This window comes from Flavobacteriales bacterium, from assembly GCA_020635395.1.
Classification (GTDB): domain Bacteria; phylum Bacteroidota; class Bacteroidia; order NS11-12g; family UBA9320; genus UBA987.
Genome location: JACJZV010000004.1, coordinates 21,593 through 45,143, shown reverse-complemented (window position 1 = coordinate 45,143; position 23,551 = coordinate 21,593). Strand labels below are relative to the sequence as shown.

Below are 23,551 nucleotides of genomic sequence, written 5' to 3'. Positions count from 1 at the left end.
ATGGAGAACAATTTAAATAGACGAAGTTTTCTGCTTACAAGTGTCAAAGCCTTGACTGGCGTGGCTTTGGTCTCAACACCAATGATAGCAGTTGGCAAAAATCGAGCTTCTCTATCTGTTTTGTTTACAAACGACTGGCATAGCCGCATCGAACCTTTTCCAATGGATGGAGGTAAATATCAGGGACTTGGCGGAGCGGCCAAAAGAGCCGCCGCAATTGCCAAAATAAGAAACGAAAACAAAAATGTGCTTTTGCTCGATTCGGGCGATATTTTTCAGGGGACACCTTATTTTAATTTTTTTGGTGGCGAATTGGAGTTTAAACTCATGACCGAAATGGGCTATGATGCCGCAACTCTTGGCAACCATGATTTTGATAATGGCATTGACGGTTTGGTAAAGCAAATGCCGCATGCAAAATTTCCATTTATAAATTGTAACTACGATTTTTCGTCAACCATTTTAAAAAATAAAATAGCACCCTATAAAATTTTTAAAAAGGGCGGAACCCGTATCGGAGTTTTAGGTGTTGGTATTGAACTTAAAGGCTTGGTATCTGATAAGTTATACGGAGGAATTGTGTATAATGACCCAATTGTGACAGCAAACCAAACAGCCAAAATTCTGAAAGAAAAAGAACGATGCGATTTGATAATTTGTCTCTCGCATTTAGGGTATGAATATAGCAATGATAAGGTTTCTGACATAACATTGGCAAAACAATCTGAAAATATTGATTTAATCTTGGGAGGGCATACCCACACCTTTTTAGAAACACCAGTTAGGGTTATCAACAAAAGAGATGTAGTTGTTAACATTTTACAAACAGGTTGGGCGGGGATAAATTTGGGAAAAATTGATTATGAACAAGATAGCAATTTGATGACCTCCCAATCTAAAAATTGCCTGCTAAAAATTTCTTAAAACCAAGTTTTTTAAGTTTTTTTTCTAAAAAAAAATTAAACAATTTTACACCCGATTTGAAGCCGATGTGCTTTTTATTGGTCGGTTCGTTTAATTGATACATAACTAAAAACTTGTAATGACAGCAGAGTGTGAATTGGTATGGAAGAATTGTCTAACATTGATTAAAGACAATGTTAATCCACAAAGTTTTAAAACGTGGTTTGAGCCAATAAAGCCATTAAAGGTGGAAGACAATGTGTTAACCATACAGGTTCCTAGCCAGTTTTTTTATGAATGGTTAGAGGAACATTATGTGACATTGTTGAAAAAGGCCTTAGAAAAAGAGTTAGGAGTTGGAGCCAAATTAGAATACAGCATTATTGTTGATAATAGCAATCACAATACGCGAAATCCGCACGCATACACCATAAATATGCCAACCCGAAATGCTGGGTATAACAATAAAAATGAAGTGGGTATTCCGCTCAATGTAAACGCAAATATTCACAATCCGTTTATCATTCCCGGGTTGAAAAAACTGAACATTGATAGCCAATTAAATCCAAATTACACATTCGATAATTACATAGAGGGCGAATGTAACCGTTTGGCTCGTTCGGCAGGATATGCCGTGGCCAACAAACCGGGCGGCACTGCCTTTAATCCGCTCATGATTTTTGGATCTGTAGGTTTAGGAAAAACCCATTTGGTGCATGCCATTGGCAACCGCATTAAGGAGGTTTCGCCAAATAAATCGGTGCTTTTTGTGAGCAGCGAAAAGTTTGTGAACCAATACGTTGACTCATGCAAAAACGGTAACAACAACGATTTTCTTAATTTTTATCAGTTGTTAGATGTTTTGATTGTTGATGATGTACAGTTTTTTGCCAAAAAAGAAAAAACCCAAGAAATTTTCTTTCAGATTTTTAACCACCTTCATCAAAACGGAAAACAAATTATCTTGACATCTGATAGAGCTCCAAGAGATTTAAAAGATGTTGACGAACGATTGCTTTCTCGTTTCAAATGGGGATTGTCGGCTGATTTGCAGACCCCAGATTTGGAAACAAGAATGTCTATTTTGGAGCATAAAATGTATGAAGACGGTATTCGATTAAATCCAGAAGTTGTTGAATATGTGGCTCACAATATTGATTCGAATATCAGAGAATTGGAAGGTGCCTTGATTTCATTATTGGCACAAGCGTCGCTTAACAGAAAAGATATTGACTTGGATTTGGCCAAGAAAATGGTTAAAAACTTTGTTAAAAATGCTTCGAGAGAAATTTCAATTGAGTACATCCAGAAATTGGTTTCCGATTTTTACTCATTGTCTATCGACCAGTTGAAGTCGAAAACCAGAAAAAGAGAAATTGTTCAAGCCCGTCAAATATCGATGTATTTTGCAAAGCAACTTACAAAAGCACCACTCAAAAAAATTGGTATGCACTTTGGTGGCCGCGACCACTCAACGGTTATTCATGCCTGCCAAACGGTAAGCGATTTGATGGATACCGATAGAAAATTTAAAAGCGATGTGGAAGAAATTTCAAAAAGAATAAAGATCAATACATTTTAATCAAGTCGCATTTGATTCAATGTTTTCAAAGCCTTCCACTACAGCGGAAGGCTTTTTTTTTGTTGTTGATGACCTTCAGTGGTACTAAAATTTGATGATTGGTGTTTATTTTTCTAATCTTTACAAAATGAATTACATTAGACTTCGATTCTCGCTGCTTCTATTATTTACAAGTTGCTATACATTTATGTTTGCCCAAAACATTGATTCTCTCACACATAGAGTTCATGACTTTCAACAGCTTAGGGTTGAAAACTATTTTACTGAAAAGCGGGATTCTGTTTTTAAACTTTTCGACTCAGCTTGGACTAATCTTTTATTAATTCAAGAGTTTCACTCATCACCAATAGATACCGCAAAATATTATCATTTCGTTTGGCATGAATACAATCCGGTAGATAGTCTAAGAACATTTAATAGATATAAATCAACCTCGCCAATTACCCTAAATATGTCTGCTGAAGAAAGGGTTAAACTGTATTCTTGGGACGGGTTTAATGGCGGATGCAATCATGTAAGTTTCAACTATGCTGTGTACAAAAATTCTAAAGGAAGGTATATCAATTTCCTAAAAAATATGGAATTTGATGATGTCATGTTTGGCTATCATCAAATAGAAATGATTAAGTCAAATCGAAAAACCTACTATTTTCTTTTTGGTTCTGGATTGACATGTGGCATGGGTAGTCATCGTATCGTCCGAATTTTTACCCCTCAAAATGATTCATTGGTCGAAGTTTTTGATGCTTATCCGAATCATTCTAAGCTAGTCAATTTCGGAAACAGAGGCATGGATTTATGGTTTTATTTCGATGAGAAAAAGAAGTCAATTACCTACAAACAGTATGCCTTTAATGAGGAAACGGGTTTTTATAAACCTGCCGAGTATATTGTAATTGAACTGGTTTTTAAACATGGCCGTTTGGTGCAAAAACAAAAAAGAAATTCTCGGATGAATCAAAAATAAATCAATTTACTTTTGCCTTTATTTTTCAAAAAGTTGAGTAAAAATTTTGACCGACTCTTCAAATTAGGTTTTGCATTCAATTTAATTGGAATGATGAGTCTTCTGATAGATTTTGGGTTCAGTCATTCGGTCAACAGTCATATTTGGATAAGCCTTGTATATTTTGTGGCACTTCTTTTTGGTGTCGCCAATACCATCATTAGGTATTTCCTCCGAAAAAAAAGCTTCCGACCCAAAGTATTATTCTTTGATGCACTCAGTTTTTTGTTGGCTGTTTGGGCTATTTACTATTTCTTTACCTGCCCAAATTTTGATGACTACCATAGTTTTGGTTTGGTCAAACTGTCCTTAACAATTTCGTTTATCCGAGAATTTTCCGAGAGAAAACTTGTTTTAAAAAGAAAAGTGCTGAACCCGGCTCAGTTTTTTATCTTGAGTTTCCTGACCATTATTTTTTTGGGAATGTTAGGTTTAATGCTCCCAAATTCAAGTCATGACGGAATCGGAATAATTGATGCACTCTTCACTTCAACCAGTGCAGTTTGCGTAACAGGGCTAATAGTGGTTGACACGGCAACATACTTTACACCTTTTGGTCAAGGTTTAATTTTAATTCTTATTCAAATTGGGGGTATCGGAATACTCACATTTGCAACCTATTTCAGTTATTTCTTTAAAGGCGAAGTTACCTACGAAAATCAAATAACGATGGGAGATATGACAAGTACCGGAAAATTGGGGGAGGTATTTTCTACACTCAAAAACATCCTTATTATTACCTTTCTTATCGAAACAATATCTGCCATTTCCATTTTTTCGACTCTAAATTCAGGCTCCTTCCAAAGCTTATACGACCGAGTTTTCTTTTCTGTTTTTCATGCTGTTTCGGCATTTTGCAATGCAGGGTTTTCTACGTTGAGCAATGGCTTGTATGAAGAGGGTTTCCAATTCAATTACGGTTTACAATTAATCATTATTTTTACATTGGTATTGGGTGGTTTAGGTTTTCCAATTGTTGTAAATTTGGTAAATTTCTTCAAATATTCACTAATCCGAACGTTTACCTTCAACCAAAAAAGGAAGAAATATCAGCCCTGGGTTTTAAATATTAATAGCCGAATAACCCTTATTACCACTTTGGTTTTGATTGTTTTTGGTTTCGTTGTATTCTTCTTATTAGAATATAACACCACCCTAAAACCACACAATAATTTTGGTAAAATAGTAACTGCGTTGTTTGAGGCGACAACACCACGAACCGCCGGATTCAATACTATTGATATGTTGCAGTTGAGTTTTCCGGCCATTTTAGTAACAATTATTTTAATGTGGATTGGGGCTTCACCTGCTTCAACCGGAGGGGGAATAAAAACGAGTACCATTGCCGTAGCTGTTCTCAATATTTTTAGTTTGGCAAAGGGAAAAAATAGAATTGAGGTTTATCGCAGAGAGATTTCAAACTTATCGGTTGGGCGTGCGTTTGCGGTTATTACTTTATCCTTATTCACGATAGGGTGCGGCATTGTTATAATTTCTATTTCTGATAAAGATTTAGACGTTTTGAAAATTACGTTCGAGTGTTTTTCTGCATATAGCACAGTGGGGCTTAGTTTGGGTTTAACATCCCAATTAAGTGCAACGGCCAAAGTGGTAATTATCTTTCTAATGTTTATTGGAAGGGTGAGCGTTCTCTCGGTTCTGGCCGCCATATTTAGAAGAGAGAAATACAAGAATTATAGGTATCCAAGCGAAGAAGTTACAATTAATTAATAGGATATGAAATACATTATTGCCGGCTTAGGGAGTTTTGGGGCATCATTAGCAGAGCGATTAACCATACAAGGTAATGAGGTAATTGGCATCGATAATCGAATGAATAAAGTGGATGCCTTGAAAGAGAAAATTTCTCATACTATTTGTATGGATGCCACAGATGAATACACGGTGGCAGGTTTGCCATTGAGAGATACGGATGTAGTTATTATTGCTATTGGAGAAAACCAGGGAGCCAATGTTATGGCCACGGCCATATTCAAAAATTTGAATGTAAAACGATTGATTGGACGTGCCTTAAATCCGGTGCATGAAAAGGTTTTGATGGCTATTGGGTTGGATGATATTATACATCCAGAAGAAGAAACTGCCGAAAGATGGGCAAAAAAACTTTCTTTAAAAGGTTTGGTTGAGTCTTTTGATATTGGAGACGATTACAGCATTGTGGAAGTTGTTTTGCCTGTGGAGTTTGAAAACAAAACTATTGAAGAAACCAACTTAGAGTCGAGATATAACGTAATGATTTTGACATGTATAAGAGCAGAAAATGATGCTTCCAAAATCAAAGGTTCATCGAAAGTGCAAGGTGTGGCTCATGGTAAAATGATATTACAAAAAGGGGATATTCTTGTTATGTATGGTGCAAACAAAGATTTAAAGAAGTTTGCCGGAAAACAATAAAAAAAAGGCCGGAATTTCCGGCCTTTTTTTACGAATCTTTTTTATTCTCTATTTATTTCTTTTCAAAAAGTCAACCACAATAGGTGTTGCAATGCAAATAGAAGAGTAGGTTCCTACTCCAATACCCACCAACAATGCAAATGTGAAACCTTTCAAGCCTTCTCCACCAATTAGGAAAAGAATCAAAACCACAATCCAAGTAGTGAACGATGTTACCAATGTTCTACTCAACGTTTGATTGATAGCATCATTAATTACTCCCGCGGTATTGGTTTCGTATTTGTGGCTACCCAAAAACTCCCGTACCCTGTCAAACACCACCACCGTGTCGTTGATAGAATAACCCACAACAGTCAAAATGGCGGCAATAAATGCCTGGTCAATATCCATGGCAAATGGAGATATTTTATAGAAGATAGAGTAAATAGCAAAAACAATTAGCACGTCATGGAAAAGAGCCACGGTGGCACCCAAACCATATACCCATTTTCTAAATCGGATGGCAATGTAAATAAACATACCAATGAGTGATAAAATAATGGCTGAAGTGGACGCACGTTTAGTATCTTCGGCTATTGTGGGACCAATTTTGCTTTCTGATTGAATGTCAACTTTGTATTTATTGCCCAAAGCTCCAATTACTGTATTTCGCACTTCATTTTCAATTCCTGAGTCGCGGTCATTAATTCTATAAGCAGTTGTTATTCTGTATCGGTTAACCTCGCCATAGGTTTTAACCTCAACACTACTTTTATCTTTTAGGTTGGCTGCAATAGCATTTTTAATTTCTTGTGTGTTTGATGCACCTTCAATGTCAACAACGTAGCTCCAACCACCTTTAAAATCTACACCAGAGCTAAATCCATTCACAAAAAACGATGCTATACCTAAAATGATTACCGCACCTGAAATAACATAGAATTTTTTTCTGTTTTCAATAAAATTGTAATTGAATCCGCTCAATTTGTCTTTAGAGAATGAGGTAAAGAATGAAGTTTCTCTTCCTTTGGCAATATCTCTTTCAACAAACAATCGTGTCAACAAAATGGATGTGAACAAGGAAGAAAGAATACCAATCAAAAGGATGATACCAAATCCGGCAACAGGACCTTTACCCAAGCTGTAAAGCAATATAGCTGCAATCAATGTGGTAACGTTGGCATCAATAATAGAAGAAAGAGCGGCATTATAACCGTTTTTAATAGCCGCTTTAAAGGTTTTACCTTCTTTCAATTCTTCCTTGACACGTTCAAATATCAGCACGTTTGCATCAACCGCCATACCAATGGTAAGTACCAAACCTGCCATACCCGGAAGGGTTAGAGCAGTGCCCATACCTGCAAGAACGCCAAGAATAAAGAATAAGTTGGCAAGCAACGCAATAACCGCATATACACCGGCACGGCTGTAGTAGGCCACCATAAAGGCGATAACCGAAAGAAATCCAATAACCAATGAGGTTAAACCTGATTTAATGGATTTTTTACCCAAAGTAGGTCCAACAACGGTGTTTTCTGCTACGGCCATTGGCACCTGCAATCTACCGGCGTTCAATACGTTTGCTAAGTCTTCGGCTTCTTCTGAGGTAAAGTTTCCGGTAATGTTTGAAATTCCGTTTGGAATAGTATTTTGTACCACAGGAGCACTATAAACTCTGTCGTCAAGCACAATGGCAATCGCATCTTTTGGGCTTCCATCTGTTTTGTTTGAAGCAGCTTGGGTTATTTGTTCCCACTCATTGGATGCGTCAATGTTCATTTTCATGGTAACTTCAAACTGACCATTTTGGCCGATGTCTTTTCTTGCCGATTCCACTCCATCGCCATCCAAAACGGGACCATCTCCAGAGGCTCTCAAGGCGTAAAGGGTGTAGTTGCCATTTTCATCGCCTTTGTGCGACCATCGGAAAACCATATCCGATGGGAAGGTGGACATAATATCTTTGTCACCTAAAAATTTTTCATCAATAAAGGCTTTGTTTTTTTCATTGGCATAACCAACGGCAGTGTTGGTGTATAATTTTCCGCTTTGGTCAAATGGAGGTATGAATTTTCCACCAGCCATCAACGGATATTTTAGTGTCAATTGCTCTTGAGTAAGCTGGTTTTTGTCGGCAGCCGAATCTTTGTTTTTGTTTGAATCAAGTAGAGCCAAACTACTCGAATCAGGATTGGCTGTTGCTGGTTTCAAAGCATTGTTTACATCTACACTTTTTAAAGATGTACTGTTCGAATCCGCTTTTGCCGCTTCTGCTGTGATGTCGCCATTCAGTTTTAGTCCCAATAAGCTATCTGCCTCATAAAAGGTTTTTAACACCTCGTCGTTTCTATAAACTTCCCAAAATTCTAATTTAGCTGACTTTGTAATCAAGTCGGTAGCACGTTTGGGGTCGTCAACACCAGGCAATTCAACCAAAATACGACCATTGTCGAGTTTTTGAATATTTGGTTGTGTAACGTTGAATTGGTCGATACGGGTGCTTAAAACCTTAAAATTCTCATCAATTTTTGATTTTTCTTGTTTCTTTAACCAAGCATAAACGTCTTTGTTCGTAGAATTCATGCGTTTTGGCAAATCGTCTGAATGTGCATCGTTGTAAAATAACAAACCTAAACCAGTGTTAGCACTCAGTTTTTCATACTCATCAGCAAAATAATCGATGAAACTGCCCTGTCCTAAAAATGATTTTTGAGCTTTGGTTAAAGCCTCATTTAGTTTTGCATCATCTTTATCGTTGGCCAAGGCCATTATCATTTTGGCAGAAGAAATTTCCAGTGTGATGTTCATACCACCCTGAAGGTCAAGACCAAGATCTATTGATCGTTCTTTACATTTTTGGTAGCTATATCCTAAAACTGGATAAATCTCCAAATGTCTGATAGAATCAATAAGTTGCTTGTAAACAGCACTCTCTGATTTGTTGTCTCTCTTTGCAATTGTTTCTGCCTGAGTGTGAAGTTTGCTCTCCGTCCTTCGGCTAACCACCGTAAACGACAACTGATAAAGACAAACAATCACCAACACCCACACTAAAACCTGAACAAGACTTTTGTTTTTCATTCGTTATAAATCAATAATTTTTGTTATTTTCTGCTTCAATTTTTTGAAGTCTGCAAAAGTAACGGTTTTCTTTTATTCTCAAAACGGCTTTTTAAGGGTTTAATATTCGGTCGAAATGGTGCGATAACACTTCAAAACTTTTCTTAAAATGGGTGTTGTTTATTACCACAATATCTACATTGTCTCGGTGCGGTAGCAAATAGTTTTCATACGCGGGCATCACATGTTCTTTCCACTGATATTCTATTTGAGCCGTGGTCATGCCTCGCTCGGTTTTGTCTCTGTTTAGTCTGCGTTTCAACATTATCTCGGGGTTTGCGTCTATATATACCTTTAAATCAAAGAGCTGTGCCAGTTTTGCTGCCCAATAAATAAAAAGACCTTCAACCACCACAATAGGAGCAGGTTTAAAAATGATTTGTTTTGGAAAAACATTGGGGTTGTTAAAGGTATATTCAACTATTTTTACATTCTTGCCTTTTTGCAAAGTCTTCAAATCTTTGATTAATCTTCCAAAGTCTATGCCCTCGGGCACATCAAAATTGATTTCTCCATTGTCGTCCACAATTTGTTCGCTCAGTGGCCTGTAATAGTGATCTTGCGAGATGACACAAATCTCTTTTTCTCCATATTTTTTCTGAAGATTTTTGATAAAGGTTGTTTTGCCCGATGCACTTCCTCCGGCAATGCCTATTATATATGGTTTTTGAAACCCCATTGGGCGACAAAAATAGTGGATGCCGAAACCAGATTCTACAAACCTTTTGCTTTATTTCATCAAAAAAATGTTCTACAGTATCCATTAATCGCATATTTCTTTCGATAAAAAACTTTGGAAACTTAGAGAACTATTAAAGTTTCCAAAATATTTTTGCCCCGTTTTAGCGAATGGATGTAAAAACTCAAATAGTCGAAAAATCACTGCAAATGTTTATGCGATTTGGCATTAAGAGCGTTAGCATGGATGATATTTCGCAAGAATTGGGTATCAGTAAAAAGACGCTATATCAATATGTTGCAGACAAAAAGGAGTTGGTGAGGTTGTCTTTGCAGCATCATTTAGAATCTGATTCGGAAGTATGCAGCAGCGTAATGGAATCTACCGAAAATGCCATTCAGCAACTGTTGGATTTGGCTCGGCATTTGGCCATGCATTTTAAAGAACTGAACCCAAGCACCATCTATGACATTCAAAAATATTACCCTTCTTGCTGGAAATTGTTTCACGAACACCGAGAAGGATTCATTTTAAATCAGGTTTCAAGAAATTTAGAAAGAGGCATAAAGTCAGGTTTATACCGCAAAGAAATTAACCCCGAAATGGTTTCACGCATATACATTTCATTGATAGATGCTTCAGTAAACTTGCAGACTTTTCCGTCAAAATTATTTAATCAGGTGGATGTGTATATGCAAATTATGGCCTACCACCTGCATGCCATTATGAGCGATAAAGGCCGTGAATATTACGAAATACACAAAAAAACTTTGTTGACATAAAATGAGACAAATCACAATTTTACTACTCTGTTTTTGGGCAAATTTTGCCATTGGCCAACAAAAACAAAGTTTAACTCTTGATCAGGCCATTGATTATGCAAAACAGCATAATACCGAAATTCAAAACGCAAAACTTGCCATAGACGAAAGTCGGCAGGAGGTAAAAAGCGTTGTAGCCAGTGGTTTGCCGCAGGTTTCGGTAAACGGCAATTTTACGCACAACGTGCAAATTGCCGCCATGCAAATGCCCGATTTTTTATCTCCGGCTATTTATGGAGTGCTTATTCAGGAGGGTTTGCTAAGTGCCGATAAATTTAGAGCAGGACAGCCGCAAACAGTGGCTTTTGGGGCACCAAGCTCTCTCACGGGGTCGGTTCGTGTGAATCAATTGGTTTTTGACGGCACGTATCTTTTGGGCTTAAAGGCTGCTAAACAATACGTTCGGGTTTCTGAACTAATGGCCGAAAGTAGCGAAATTGCTGCCGTAGAAAATGTTCAAAAGGCATTTTATGCAGCACTTATGGCTCAAGAAAATGCCAAATTATTGAACTCGAGCTTGGTCAATTTGGATAAAACTTTGCAAGAAACCACCGAATTGTATAACACCGGATTTGCCGAAAAACTCGATGTTGATAGGTTGGTTTTTGCAAAATCCAATTTGCAAACACAAATAAATAATTTAACTACCCAACAAGATATTTTGGTGTATGTTTTAAAAGTGGCTATGGGAATGCCCATAGAAACCGAACTCGAACTTTTGGGCGATTTAATATCACCCGTTGTCGAAATTGGCAATTTCAACAGTAATGTGGCCAATAGAATAGAAACTAAGATTATGGCTCAGCAACTTGTGCTGGATAGTATGCAGATAAAGAGATATAAGGTCGGTTATTATCCGTCTTTAACTTTTAATGCATCGCACCAGCAAAATTCGTTTGCCAACGAGGCGGCTTTTAAAGGGCTGGGCAGCTCATGGAATCCGGGAACTATGTATGGTTTTAACCTGAATATCCCTGTTTTTGATGGATTTTATAAAAAGGCCAAAATGGAGCAGGCTAAAATTCAGTTGATGCAAGATCAAAACTCGTTTCAAAATGTGCAAAATCAATTGAAATTTCAGGTAGAACAGGCCAAAATGAATCTGGAAATGAAATCGCTAAATCTTGATAATCAAAAGAAAAACAAGGATTTGGCAGCTTCCATTTACCATACCATTAAAATAAAATTTGACGAAGGAATCGGTTCGTCCTTTGAGTTAATAAGTGCCGAAAACGATAAAATTAGGGCAGATATGGCCTACACTCAGGCTCTTTATGAGTTGGTTGTAGCTAAGATAGAATTGCAAACTGCGTTGGGAATTAATAAATAAAATTTAGTGTAATCGTTTAAAAATGAAATTGTTAAAAAATATTGCGTTGCTTTTGGCAATGGCCATGGCAGTAGTTTCTTGCGGAAAAAAAGCCTCAACGGATTTAGACAAAAAGAGAGCGGAATTATCCAAAAAGGAAAAGGAATTGATGACTCTAAAGGGTGAAATTTCCACCTTAAAACAGGAAATTGAAAAACTTGATACTACGGCCAAAGACAAGGCCATTGCCGTTACTGTATCAGCCGTGGGCAAAGGCAGCTATAACGAGGCGTTTAAAGTGCAAGGCTTGGTAGAGAGCAACCACGATGTGTTTGTAAGTGCCGAGGTGCCAGGCAACATCACAAAAATTTATGTTAAAGAGGGGCAACGTGTTTCAAAAGGGCAAGCAATTGCCACATTAGATGCTTCTACGGCACATTCGCAAATTGCAGAATTGGAAAATGCCATGAGTTTGGCTAAAATTAATTTTGAGAAGCAACAACGATTGTGGAGCCAAAAAATAGGTAGCGAAATGCAGTATTTGCAGGCAAAAAATCAATACGAAAACTTGCAGAAAAGCTTGGCCACAGCCAATGCTCAATTGGCCAAGTTTACCCTGCGATCTCCCATTAATGGAACCGTTGATCAAATTATGGCCAACGAAGGCGAGTTAGCCGGTAGCATGACTGGTGGGCCAATAGCCAGAATTGTTGACTTGAGTGATGTGAAAATTATTGCCAAAGTTTCGGAGGTGTATGTTACAGATTTGAAAGTAGGTCAAGAAATTGAAGTAAATTTTCCATCGTTAAATCTTACTTGGAAAGAAAAAATATCGTCGATTGGAAACGTGGTTGACCCCAACAATAGAACGTTTACGGTCATTGTGAAACCAACGAAATATCAAAATCAATTACGCCCCAATTTGTTATCCATGCTTACCGTTTCAAACAAACAACAAAGCAACGTGATAAGCGTGCCAACAAAATTGATACGAAACGATGGAAAAGGCGATTACATAATGGTGGTTAAATCAAACGGAAGCAAAAAAACGGTTGAAAAACGTGCGATAAAAATTGGGTTGCAAGATGCTGCAAAAACCGTTGTTACCGAAGGCTTGGCCGATGGCGATGAAATAATTGTAGAAGGATTCAGCAACGTGATAGAGGGCGATGAAGTGAAAGTTGCCAACGGAACTAAGTGAGACTTTTTTGAGTCAAAAAATTCATAATGAATTAAAAATGAGTGAAGTAGCAAAAGAGTTTAAACTATCGACATGGTCGGTTAAAAACAAAATCAGCGTTTATGTAATGGTGGTTATTGTGGTGGTGTTGGGTATGGTGGCCTACAAAACTATGCCCAAAGAGAGTTTTCCGGAAGTTAAACTCCCCACTATGTATATCAACGTGGCATATCCTGGCAACTCGCCGCTGGATATGGAAAACCTCGTGACCAGACCCATTGAAAAGGAAGTGAATGGTATCAATGGTATAACAAAACTTACCTCCACCTCGATACAGGATTTTTCCATCATCATTGCTGAGTTCAATTTTGATATCGAATCGTCGGAGGCATTGCAAAAAGTAAAAGATGCTGTGGATAGAGCGAAAGCCGAGTTGCCCAGCGATTTGCCAGCCGACCCGAATGTTATGGAGTTGAATTTCTCCGATTTCCCAGTTATGAATGTCAACGTTTCTGGAAATTATTCGCAAGAAGAGTTAAAGGAATATGCCGAAAAATTGCAGGATGATATAGAAAATATCCCCGAAGTTTCCAAAGTAGATTTGACCGGATTGACCGACGAGGAAGTGCAAATTTCTATTGACAGAGTTAAAATGGAAGCTCTGGAAATAACGCTGGGAGATGTGGAAAATGCCATACGGGGTGAGAATGTAACCATGAGTGGTGGCGATATTCTAAGCATTAGCGGGGATGATAGGACACGTAGAAACATTCGTATTGATGGCGAGTTTAAAAGCTGGAATGAAATTAAGGATGTTATAATTAAAAATGAATTTCAGAACATTGTTTACCTCCGAGATATTGGCGAGGTAAGTTTTGGACAAAAAGAGCCAACGAGTTATGCACGTTTGGACGGAAACCCAGTAGTGACGCTCGATGTGGTAAAAGCCAATGGGGCAAACTTGCTTTCGGCAGCTGATAAAATAAATGCCATTATAAAGCATAACATGAAACATTCGTTTCCTTCTGATTTAAAGGTAACGGTAACAAATGACCAATCGAAAGATACCCGCTCATTGGTTAGCGAGTTAGAAAACAGCATTATAATGGGGGTTATTTTGGTGGTGTTGGTTCTTATATTTTTCCTCGGTTTGCGAAACTCAATGTTTGTGGGGATAGCTATACCTATTTCCATGCTTTTGGGTATAGCCATTCTCAATTTTGGGGGTAATACGCTCAATATGATGGTTCTTTTCTCGCTCATTCTGGCTTTGGGTATGTTGGTGGATAACGGCATTGTGGTGGTTGAGAACATCTATCGTTTGCGAACCGAAGAAGGAAAAGACAACGAAACGGCCTCTGTAAGAGGGGTAGGAGAGGTGGCTATTCCAATCATAGCCTCTACTGCCACCACGCTTGCAGCGTTTTTGCCATTGCTGATATGGCCTGGCATGATGGGCGAGTTTATGAAGTTTTTGCCCCTAACACTCATCATTGTATTGGCTTCATCCTTGTTTGTGGCATTGGTTATTAACCCAGTGCTTACGGCCAATTTGATGAAAGACAACACACCCGGAAAAAAAGGAACTGAAAAGAAATTCTGGATAAGAATGGCCGTTATTTTGGTGTTGGGAATTTTATTCGCATTATCGCCAAAATCAAGGCTTATTGGTGGGCTTTTCATTACCGGATTTGTGCTTTCTGTGTTAAACCGATATGTGTTAAAACCCGGGGGCGATTATTTTATGGCCAATATTATGCCGCGGTTGGAAGATTTTTATGCCCGGTCTGCCCGATTTGCATTGAGAAAACGAAACCCAGTGTTTTTCTTTTTAGGAACATGTTTTCTGATGATTCTTTCAATAATATTTTTTGGAATGAGCAATCCCCAAATTGTATTCTTTCCGGATAATCAACCTCGGTATGTAAACATTTTTATTGAAGCACCACTGGGTACAGACATCGAAAAAACAGATTCGATTACCAAAATTTTAGAACATAAAGTATCGGAAGCATTAAAACCCTATCGGGCAGGTGTAGAAGCTGTTTTGGCACAAGTTGGTGAAAAAACCAGCGACCCCAACAGTGGCTCACCCGAAATGGGACCATCGCCACACAAAGCAAAAATTGTGGTGTCTTTTATTGAGTTTAAAAATCGTGTATTCATGAAAGATATTCCAAGCTCAAGCGAATTGATGAAAATAATAAAAGATGCGTGCGGAAATCCTCCTGAAGTGCGGTTGACTTTTGCCAAAGATGCCAACGGGCCACCAATGGGTAAACCCATTAACTTAGAAATTATGGGCAATGATTACCTTAAACTTATTGAACTGGTGGAAGATGTGAAAAAGCGGATGGAAGATGAGGACATAAAAGGTGTTGACCAGTTGCAGACCGATTTGGAGTTGGGCAAACCCATGCTCGAAGTGCATATAGACCGCGAGGCTGCCCGTCGTTTTGGCTTGAGTACATACAACATTGCCGGAACCATCCGTACAGCTCTTTTGGGAAAAGAAATCAGCAAATACAAAGATGGAGAAGACGATTTTGAAATAAACCTGAGATTTACGGAAGATTATAGATACAATTTGGGTGATTTGATGAACACCAAAATCACTTTCCGAAACATGGCGGATGGAAAAATTGTGCAGGTTCCTATTTCGGCGGTGGCCAACATCAGCTATAATTCTACCTATGGTTCGGTTAAGCGAAAAGACACCCGACGAGTAATCTCCATTTTCTCGGAGGTAGAGGAGGGTGCAAATGCCAACGAAATTGTGGCCGAATTTGAAAAACTGTTGGCTGATTACGACATGCCCGAAGGATATACCTACAAATTTACAGGTCAGCAGGCGGAGCAGGAGGATACTTCGAGCTTTTTGGTGGGTGCGTTGTTGTTGGCGGTTTTCTTAATCTTCTTGATTATTGTTACGCAGTTCAACTCCATCATTGGGCCGGCCATTATCATGTTCTCGGTTCTTTTTAGCACCATTGGGGTTTTCCTCGGTTTTGGCCTTACACACATGCCATTTAGTATTCTTATGAGTGGAATTGGTATTGTTTCGTTGGCCGGAATTGTGGTAAACAACGCCATCGTTTTAGTAGATTACACCATACTTTTAAGAGAGAGAAAACGTGCAGCCTATGGCATCGGGCCAAACGAATTGCTGTCGAAAGAGGATATTGTAGAAACGATTGTAGAAGGTGGAAGAACAAGGCTTCGCCCTGTGTTGTTAACGGCAATCACAACGGTTTTAGGTCTAATTCCATTAGCCGTTGGTATGAACATTGATTTTCAATCATTGCTCACCACCTTTGACCCACAGTTTTATTTAGGTGGTCAAAATGCCGACTTTTGGGCTCCAATGGCTTGGACAATCATATTTGGTTTGGTTTTCGCCACGTTCTTAACACTTATTATCGTTCCGGTTATGTACTATTTGAGTGATAGTGCTACTATTAAGTTTAAACAAATGTTTGGCAAAGATTTAAAGACAGCCGACTATGCTAAAGACGATTCGGAGTCTTTGATTTCGGAATAAAGAAGTTTGATAAAAAAGACAAATGGGTCTTTTTTGGCTTTGTGCATTTTTTGGAAAGAATGAAATTCACTTTGCTGAATTCGAGACATAAATAGGAGTGTTAGGCTTTTGTTTGTTGGATTCGATGATGGCTTTGGCTGGTATCCGTTGGGTATTTTTGTTCCTAAAAGTTGTTGATGTTTATTATTTGCGAACTTCTATCAAGCAGGGGTATATCAATTCAGTTCAACAGATTATCATATCTCCAATTCAGGAAGCATCTATTTTTTTGGAAATTTAAAAATCGCTTTAGTTCCATTTGAAATTTCGGATGTAACTCTAAAATCATACGGCAAATGATATAATTTGGCATATTGCTGCATTTTATTCTTAACCATATTAATACCTAATCCATATTTTGCGTGTTGCAAATCAAACCCCTCGCCATTATCGGAAATAGTTACTTCAAGGTATGAACCATGATTTAAACATTCTACGCTTATTTGAGTTTCTAAGTTTTGGGGAAGGGAATGAAGAACACTATTTTCAACAATTGGTTGGAATATACCTGGAGGCACGAGCCAGTTTTTTATTTCCGGTGTTTCAATGCCTTTAACAATCAAATCAGATTTAAATCCAAGTCTTATTTTTTCGATATTATAGTAATTTTTTATTGAGTTAATTTCCGAATCAAGGTCAACAAACTGAAACTGGATGTTGTGTAAAAATGTTCTCGTTAGGTTGGCAAATTTCTCCGTACAGTCAATGGCTTGGTCATATTTTTTTAGGGTTATAAGGCTTACAATGGTGTTGAGGGCATTAAAGGTAAAGTGAGGGGTAAATTGGCTGTTTAACATTTGAATTTTGGTTTGACTTTGCTCTATTTTAAGCGAATAGTTTTTTTTCTTTTGCCTGTAGAAAAGCAAGCCAAAAATGATAATGAGAATTAAAATGGCCAGTGCAAAAAGTTGAAAGTTGTTTTTACGTTTAAAATGCTCCATTCGCAACTGGTTGTCCAAATTAAAAATTTTTAAGTTTTTTTGATGCCACAAAACCTCGGCATTTTTTTTTGTTTTTAGCTCCGACTTGATAAAGTCGAGATGAACTCTTTGCAAATCAATAAGTTTTTCGTTTTGAGATAGTTTTTGAAGTGCAACTTGATAATTTGTAAAAATTTCGGAGGCAAGTCTATTTATCTTGAGCCTATAGCATTCGTTTAAAACTATGTCATAGTATTTCGTAGCTTTTTCAAAGTTCTGCTGCTCAAAGGCATTGTTGCCTAAATTAATGTTCGGGATAATCCAATACTTTGTTCTGTTTTCAGCGTTCTCGTTCCGATATTCTAAAATCAAACTATCCGATTTCTCAAATTCTTTGAGCTTTCTATAGGTTACCGAAAGTTCATGTTTTAAATCTTTTTTATAGTTTTCATCTGAAAGTTCAATTGCTCGAAACATTAAATCTTTTTCCCGAGCATAATTTTTCCTTTCTCGTTCTATAAGAGCCTCCAAATAACACCAAACACCCTCTGTTTTATAGCATCTTTTTCTTGCTTCTTCCAATAGAGATTCAGCTTTTGCCAAATCACATTTAAGTGCTGCACTGATGGCCACTGTATATTGTTTGCTTGCCTCATTGGGGTTTATAGGTTTGCCACTTTTTTTGAGATAACTCACACTCTTGGTTGCATAGTCAAGTGCAGTACAGTAATTATCCATTTCCAAATCCACCAAGTTTGCGGTACATAAAGAGTGCAGCATATACAGCTTTGACATTTGTTCGTCATTCATCTCATTGAAGTAAAAATCCTCCAAAGTGTGCAATTGCTCCAAAGCATCATATACCCTACCTACCAAGAAATAATTGTTGGCCAAAACCAAATAGGTTTCTATCAGATACTTCGTTTTTCCTTGTATTATGAAGCTCCGTTTTAATGAATCTAATGTGTTAAAAGATGCACTATCTCCATTGCCAAAATACTTTTTAGGTAAAACCTCCAATTCTGTTGAATCTGAGGCAGAATTATTACAAGCAATGTTAAAAAAGCTTAGCAATAGGATAAAAGCAATTCTTCGATAGAGCGAATAACCCATATATTTGCACAACATACTGTATGAACTCCAATATTAATAAAAATCTAATTCAGGCCAATACTTTAAAAGTTTTAATTGTTGAAGATGAGATAAATGCCTCGGAGTCGTTAAAAACTAGACTCGTTGGTTTTGGTTTTAGTCCGGCCGATGTTGATATTTCGGACAATATTGAAAGTGCCTGTGCCAATCTGTTGCAAGTCGATTATGATTTGATTTTTTTAGACATTCAATTGGGTAAACAAAACGGTATTTCGTTGCTCAATGTAAAACCTGATGTGGGTAGTAAAACAATCATTACTTCAGCTTATAACAACTATGCCTCGGATGCTTATAAGCATAAAGTGTCCGATTATTTACTGAAACCTTTTTCCGAAACGCAGCTTTGTTCGGCCATAATTGAAACGATAAATAAAGAGAATCCAAAATTGAACCAATCCAATTTTGTCAATGATAAACTTGCCGTACCAGCCATTAGCGGATTTGTTTTCTTAAATCAAAATGACGTTGTAAGGATTAGTGCTGATCGCAATTATTCAAATATTCACCTTAGAGATGGAAAACTAATTGTTTCATCCAAGAACCTTGGTTATTTTGAGTCGAAGGAATTTTTATCCAATTTTTTAAGAGTGCATAAATCACATATTGTCAATTTGAATTATGTAAGTGAGCTGGAGATTAAAGCATCTTGTTCTCTCATTATGATTGACGATGAACGAATTCCTGTTTCTACAAACAAGAGACATGCGTTGGAAGTATTGCTTGGTATAGATAAATCTTCGTAAAAAAAATGGGTTTAGAGCCAAAACGATTTTCTGACCTCGGATTTACCCAAACAAGAAAAGGGGAGCAAAACTCCCCTCTTCTCGAAAAAAAAATTAATGATAATTACTTTATGAATTTAAAAGTTTGTTGATTTCCAAAATTGTCAATAAAACTTGCTGTATAACTTCCGGTTGGGAGGGAAGTTAAATCAAGTGTGTTGAAGCTATTTTCAATAGTATATTTTGCGATTATTCTTCCCGATAAATCAACGATTTCAAGAGTACCTCTTCGCTTGTTCCCAGGTTCTATCATTATATAATCAGTAACCGGATTCGGCCATATTTTTATATTGTCGTTTTTGTTAGAAACAGATGCATACACAATATTGCTATACATAACAGAACCGTCCACATCAACAGCACAAATTCTATAGCTGATGTTTTTTGCAAAAGGCGGTATTGTTTCATCCAAGTAAGAATAATTCGTAAGTTGGGTGGAGTAAAATGAAGCACCTATGGTGTTCACTATTTCAAATTCATCAGATTCAATAGCTCTTTGAATCTCAAAATATTGTGTATTCTCCTCCATTGCTGTTGCCCAAGAAACCTCACAACCATTGTTTTGTATGATTGAGGCATGTACGAAAATAAAAGTTACTGGTAGCGGTGGGGTATAGATGCCATAAGATGGGTATGTCTTGATATTTCCATAGGTAGAAAATTGAAATCTGGATGTATCCTGGGTTGTTACCGTATAGCTTGGGGGCAAGGTTGTATAATCAAGTGCGGATATAAAGCAACCTAAAACACCATTACCAAGATAAAATCTGAACATACCATCTTTGTCGGTAATAGAGCTGTCGAGTGGCGTGGCCAAATTGTCAATTACTCCATCGCAATTATTGTCAGCATAAAGGTAGATTCTAATGTTTGATACGGAATCTTCTCCACTGTTATTCACACCATTGTTGTTGGCATCTTCAAATACATTTCCAATTATCATATTAATGCCTGAAGTGTCTAATTTGAAACCGAAATTATTCAACGAATCCACCTGATTTTTGCACGTAAACGTTGCAGTCTGTACTGCCGAAGTAGTCATTGTTTTTCCGGCGGGCATGGTGGTGGAGTCAACAATAATTAAGTATCGTTTTTCAGAATTTTGATTGTAATACAGGCAAAGCTCTGGAGCCAGAGTGGTGCTGTTGTCGTAGGTTCTGGCTTGCCGCTGATCTGTCGTACCCATTCTTTCCATAATAATGCTTAAAGAATTTCCGCTCGACCAAGAACTATTTGAAAGAATTTCTGTCAAAACAGTTCCAATATTTGGTGTGTAATGTATGTCATCTGTTGTCCAAGCTGTGGGTGTCCAACTAACGGAGTTTGAGGTTAAATTTCTTACAGAAATGTTGCCGTTTGTACTTGTGTATGTTAAAGAATTTGCGGTGTCTTCACCAAAAATATTTACCGAAATGGAGGTGGCATCGCTGGCATAAGCTGAGAATTTTATAGTGGCACTGTCTATGGTAGTTCCTTTGGCAATGGCCACATTCTGAAATCTCATTGAGCACCATTTGTTGGCCACCTGTAGCTGGTTACTTGTCAAATCCATTGAGCCACTCGATGTTTCTTCTGCATCGTCAGTAGAACTGGAAACCATGTAGCAGTCGGAAGTTGCTTGCACAGGATTGAAGTATGGATAAAATGCATATTCCCCGTTTGCATCTGTTCTTGTCGAATTCAAGAAAGTATCTGTACCTGCATCGAAAGAGCCATTTTTGTTTACGTCCTCGTATAGATTAACCAACACATTGTATTGGCCATTTTCGTTTGGTTGCATGGTTCCATCCACGTTTGCATCAATAAAAACTGTTCCGGTAATGCTGCTCAATCCACTACAATCTGTTTTTTCGTATGTAAAGTTGTTGTCGCAGTTTACATTGCCTCCAGATGAAAGGCTAACAAATAGTTTCGTTGAACTTGTGGGAATAGCTGAACTCGGTAGTTGAGTGGTGTCATAGGTTATTTTATAACATTGCGTTCCACCAAGATATTGAGTGAAAAACTCATAGTCTCCCGCCGAATTTGTTAGTGTCGATGCAATTAATGTGTCGTTTGATCCAGAGGTTGATGAATTGCAATCGGCATCACGGAATAATTTAACGGTTACATTGCCCAATCCCATATCAGAGCTATCAAAAACAGTATTTTGATTGAGGTCTTCAAAAAGTTTTCCGCATAATTTGTTTACCAACAAAGTGTCGTAGGCAAAATGCAATACGCATCGACTTTCATTTTTCATTTTTATTTGAACCGTATCAGTAGCAGGAAGTGTCAAGATAAACGAACTTGGCAAAGCAGAAGTTTTAATTTTGCCCGTATAACATTGAGTGCCAGATATATAGGGAACTTTAGTGCTAAACGCCCCACTCACCCCGGTTAACTCAGTTGTCAGGAGTGCATCCGAGGCATCTATAACGCCATTACAATTGTCATCTTCATAAATTTCTATTCCAATGTTTGCTTGATAGGCATCGGTGCCATCAAAAACTCCATTGCCATTTTCATCGAAAAAAACATCACCGCATATTGTTGAAGAATCAGGTGGTGTGCAAGAAGGGTTAAGGGAAAGGGTATCGTAGCAAGCCCGTGTCGCGTATTTATCAACCTTTGCAAAAACTTCAAACAAACTGCCATTGGCGGGTACGGCACTCACATTCCACGTCTTAACGTTTACATCAGATGAACCTGAATAATCTCCAGAAAGAATGTATCCGTTATCCACCACGGTAGAGTGGTATTTTACGGTCATTGAAATGTCAACCACATCATTACCTGATACCTGATAACAATTCGATAAGAGGTAACTACTAAAACTTACCCAAGCGGGTTTTACGTATGCTTCCGAGATAGTTTTTGAACAAGAGGATGTTGTGATGACAACATCTACATAATCTGGGCCGTTACCGGTAATTGGCAAATTGGTTAATACAAATGTTTGATCGCCCGAACCGTTAGCTGTAAAATTAGTGCCATTGATGTTTATGGTTGATCCGGATGAGATGTTTTGATAAGATACTCGAACCGAGAGGTCATAATATCCTATATCGTTGCTAACATAGGAACAAGTTGGAGGTGTAACGGAGCGTACTCCAATAAAACAACCTGATGGTTGAGAACTTGAACCGTATCGCAAGTTATCATAACCATGTTCACTACCTTTCTCTGGTTTTATTGATACTTTTTTGATTTTTTTATCCCAACTGATTATTCCAAAAAATTCATTGTCGTTTGATGTACCCCCTTTGGTATAATCTGTGATATATGTTTCCGTACTATTATCATCAAAAGTTATAGTAACTGTAACATTTTTTTCGGCAGATGGGGCTTGGTCCATGTCTGTAAGGTAGATGGAAAAATAATTAATGGTGGCAGAACTAAAGTCAAAAATATATTCTTGATTGTCGCCTGAGGCATATAAACCATATCTGCTTGATTCAGGATCCATTTTCGAGGTTATGTCGCTCACGGTGGCATTGGTAGGGTTCCTAGTTATTTTTAAACCTCCTGCTTGGGTTACCCCATTTATATTTTGAGGATAAGAACTGTATCCATCAAAGTTTAAAAAATAATCCGCACTTCCGCCGTCATTTATATCCGACAGCCATGTTGAAAGGAGGGAGGCATTGGCATCGTGTGTTTGCCCGTCATATATATACATCTTTCCTTCTGCCAATTGACTGCCCAAAATGATTAGTAAAAGAAAATATAATCGTGGCTTCCTTATTATTATTTGCCTATTTACTGGGTTAAATAATCGAATTTGTGTTGTAAAATGCTTCATAAGTGAAATTCATAATTTTAACTCCAAAACTTCAAACGCAATACCAAAGACAGGTTGATTAAACCAAAATGGACTTCTGAAGTATGAAAATAGTTTTTCAATTATCAAACCGAAATTCCTGTAAAATATTAATGATAATTTGGTATAGATATTTTCCCATTTTTGGAAAAAAAAATTCTAATTGTAGATGGAAGTCATTGATAATGAGATGTAATTATATCCCCATCATTCTACTTGTGTATGATAATTTGGTCGAAGAGATTTGAATTTACTCATGAGGTTTTGGTATTTGAGAATTTGGTATGTATTTATTCTAAATTTTAGACATTTGAACGTGAG

At 37.6% G+C, this 23,551-nt stretch carries 14 protein-coding genes; 10 read left to right on the top strand and 4 right to left on the bottom strand.

Going from position 1 to position 23,551, the window contains the following annotated elements; all coding sequences use genetic code 11:
• From H6607_11275 to H6607_11255, 5 genes are all read left to right on the top strand, one after another.
• A complete protein-coding gene (locus H6607_11275) occupies positions 1 to 924 on the top strand; it encodes a metallophosphatase (GenBank protein MCB9262944.1) in 924 nt (307 codons plus the stop codon).
• Between the two features lie 118 nt (positions 925 to 1,042).
• A complete protein-coding gene (gene dnaA, locus H6607_11270; GenBank protein ID MCB9262943.1) occupies positions 1,043 to 2,485 on the top strand; it encodes a chromosomal replication initiator protein DnaA in 1,443 nt (480 codons plus the stop codon).
• A 127-nt stretch (positions 2,486 to 2,612) separates the two neighbouring features.
• A complete protein-coding gene (locus H6607_11265) occupies positions 2,613 to 3,452 on the top strand; it encodes a hypothetical protein (GenBank protein MCB9262942.1) in 840 nt (279 codons plus the stop codon).
• Positions 3,453 to 3,542: 90 nt separating this feature from the next.
• Complete coding sequence (locus H6607_11260) at positions 3,543 to 5,222, top strand: ATPase (GenBank protein MCB9262941.1); 1,680 nt, start codon at positions 3,543 to 3,545, stop codon at positions 5,220 to 5,222.
• Between the two features lie 6 nt (positions 5,223 to 5,228).
• A complete protein-coding gene (locus H6607_11255) occupies positions 5,229 to 5,906 on the top strand; it encodes a TrkA family potassium uptake protein (protein MCB9262940.1) in 678 nt (225 codons plus the stop codon).
• Between the two features lie 48 nt (positions 5,907 to 5,954).
• Here H6607_11255 and secDF read toward each other — a convergent pair whose 3' ends face one another.
• Positions 5,955 to 8,966, bottom strand: a complete 3,012-nt coding sequence (gene secDF, locus H6607_11250; protein ID MCB9262939.1) for a protein translocase subunit SecDF — start codon at positions 8,964 to 8,966, stop codon at positions 5,955 to 5,957.
• Between the two features lie 91 nt (positions 8,967 to 9,057).
• Positions 9,058 to 9,684, bottom strand: a complete 627-nt coding sequence (locus tag H6607_11245; GenBank protein MCB9262938.1) for an AAA family ATPase — start codon at positions 9,682 to 9,684, stop codon at positions 9,058 to 9,060.
• Between the two features lie 170 nt (positions 9,685 to 9,854).
• Here H6607_11245 and H6607_11240 point away from each other — a divergent pair, with 170 nt between their 5' ends.
• Genes H6607_11240 through H6607_11225 form a run of 4 tightly spaced genes read left to right on the top strand, consistent with a single transcriptional unit; the run spans position 9,855 to position 16,535 of the window.
• The gene (locus H6607_11240) at positions 9,855 to 10,466 is read left to right on the top strand and encodes a TetR/AcrR family transcriptional regulator (protein MCB9262937.1); all 612 of its coding nucleotides are present in this window, start codon (positions 9,855 to 9,857) and stop codon (positions 10,464 to 10,466) included.
• Position 10,467: 1 nt separating this feature from the next.
• Complete coding sequence (locus H6607_11235; protein MCB9262936.1) at positions 10,468 to 11,835, top strand: TolC family protein; 1,368 nt, start codon at positions 10,468 to 10,470, stop codon at positions 11,833 to 11,835.
• A gap of 22 nt (positions 11,836 to 11,857) precedes the next feature.
• Entirely contained in the window at positions 11,858 to 13,015 is a 1,158-nt protein-coding gene (locus tag H6607_11230) for an efflux RND transporter periplasmic adaptor subunit (protein MCB9262935.1), read from the top strand.
• A gap of 37 nt (positions 13,016 to 13,052) precedes the next feature.
• On the top strand, positions 13,053 to 16,535 hold the full coding sequence (locus tag H6607_11225) for an efflux RND transporter permease subunit (protein ID MCB9262934.1): 3,483 nt from the start codon (positions 13,053 to 13,055) through the stop codon (positions 16,533 to 16,535).
• Between the two features lie 260 nt (positions 16,536 to 16,795).
• Here H6607_11225 and H6607_11220 read toward each other — a convergent pair whose 3' ends face one another.
• A complete protein-coding gene (locus tag H6607_11220; protein ID MCB9262933.1) occupies positions 16,796 to 18,622 on the bottom strand; it encodes a histidine kinase in 1,827 nt (608 codons plus the stop codon).
• A gap of 5 nt (positions 18,623 to 18,627) precedes the next feature.
• On the opposite strand from H6607_11220, the gene H6607_11215 reads away from it, so the two are divergent.
• A complete protein-coding gene (locus H6607_11215; GenBank protein ID MCB9262932.1) occupies positions 18,628 to 19,389 on the top strand; it encodes a response regulator transcription factor in 762 nt (253 codons plus the stop codon).
• A gap of 103 nt (positions 19,390 to 19,492) precedes the next feature.
• Here the strand turns inward: H6607_11215 and H6607_11210 are convergent, their stop codons facing one another.
• Positions 19,493 to 23,089: a T9SS type A sorting domain-containing protein gene (locus H6607_11210; GenBank protein ID MCB9262931.1), complete on the bottom strand. Its 3,597-nt coding sequence runs from the start codon at positions 23,087 to 23,089 to the stop codon at positions 19,493 to 19,495.
• Positions 23,090 to 23,551: the final 462 nt, after the last annotated feature.

Excerpts from the sequence above, each read along its gene's own strand:
- H6607_11275 (MCB9262944.1), top strand. The coding sequence starts at position 1 with ATGGAGAACAATTTAAATAGACGAAGTTTTCTGCTTACAAGTGTCAAA.
- dnaA (MCB9262943.1), top strand. The coding sequence starts at position 1,043 with ATGACAGCAGAGTGTGAATTGGTATGGAAGAATTGTCTAACATTGATT.
- H6607_11265 (MCB9262942.1), top strand. The coding sequence starts at position 2,613 with ATGAATTACATTAGACTTCGATTCTCGCTGCTTCTATTATTTACAAGT.
- H6607_11260 (MCB9262941.1), top strand. The coding sequence starts at position 3,543 with ATGATGAGTCTTCTGATAGATTTTGGGTTCAGTCATTCGGTCAACAGT.
- H6607_11255 (MCB9262940.1), top strand. The coding sequence starts at position 5,229 with ATGAAATACATTATTGCCGGCTTAGGGAGTTTTGGGGCATCATTAGCA.
- secDF (MCB9262939.1), bottom strand. The coding sequence starts at position 8,966 with ATGAAAAACAAAAGTCTTGTTCAGGTTTTAGTGTGGGTGTTGGTGATT.
- H6607_11245 (MCB9262938.1), bottom strand. The coding sequence starts at position 9,684 with ATGGGGTTTCAAAAACCATATATAATAGGCATTGCCGGAGGAAGTGCA.
- H6607_11240 (MCB9262937.1), top strand. The coding sequence starts at position 9,855 with ATGGATGTAAAAACTCAAATAGTCGAAAAATCACTGCAAATGTTTATG.
- H6607_11235 (MCB9262936.1), top strand. The coding sequence starts at position 10,468 with ATGAGACAAATCACAATTTTACTACTCTGTTTTTGGGCAAATTTTGCC.
- H6607_11230 (MCB9262935.1), top strand. The coding sequence starts at position 11,858 with ATGAAATTGTTAAAAAATATTGCGTTGCTTTTGGCAATGGCCATGGCA.
- H6607_11225 (MCB9262934.1), top strand. The coding sequence starts at position 13,053 with ATGAGTGAAGTAGCAAAAGAGTTTAAACTATCGACATGGTCGGTTAAA.
- H6607_11220 (MCB9262933.1), bottom strand. The coding sequence starts at position 18,622 with ATGTTGTGCAAATATATGGGTTATTCGCTCTATCGAAGAATTGCTTTT.
- H6607_11215 (MCB9262932.1), top strand. The coding sequence starts at position 18,628 with ATGAACTCCAATATTAATAAAAATCTAATTCAGGCCAATACTTTAAAA.
- H6607_11210 (MCB9262931.1), bottom strand. The coding sequence starts at position 23,089 with ATGTATATATATGACGGGCAAACACACGATGCCAATGCCTCCCTCCTT.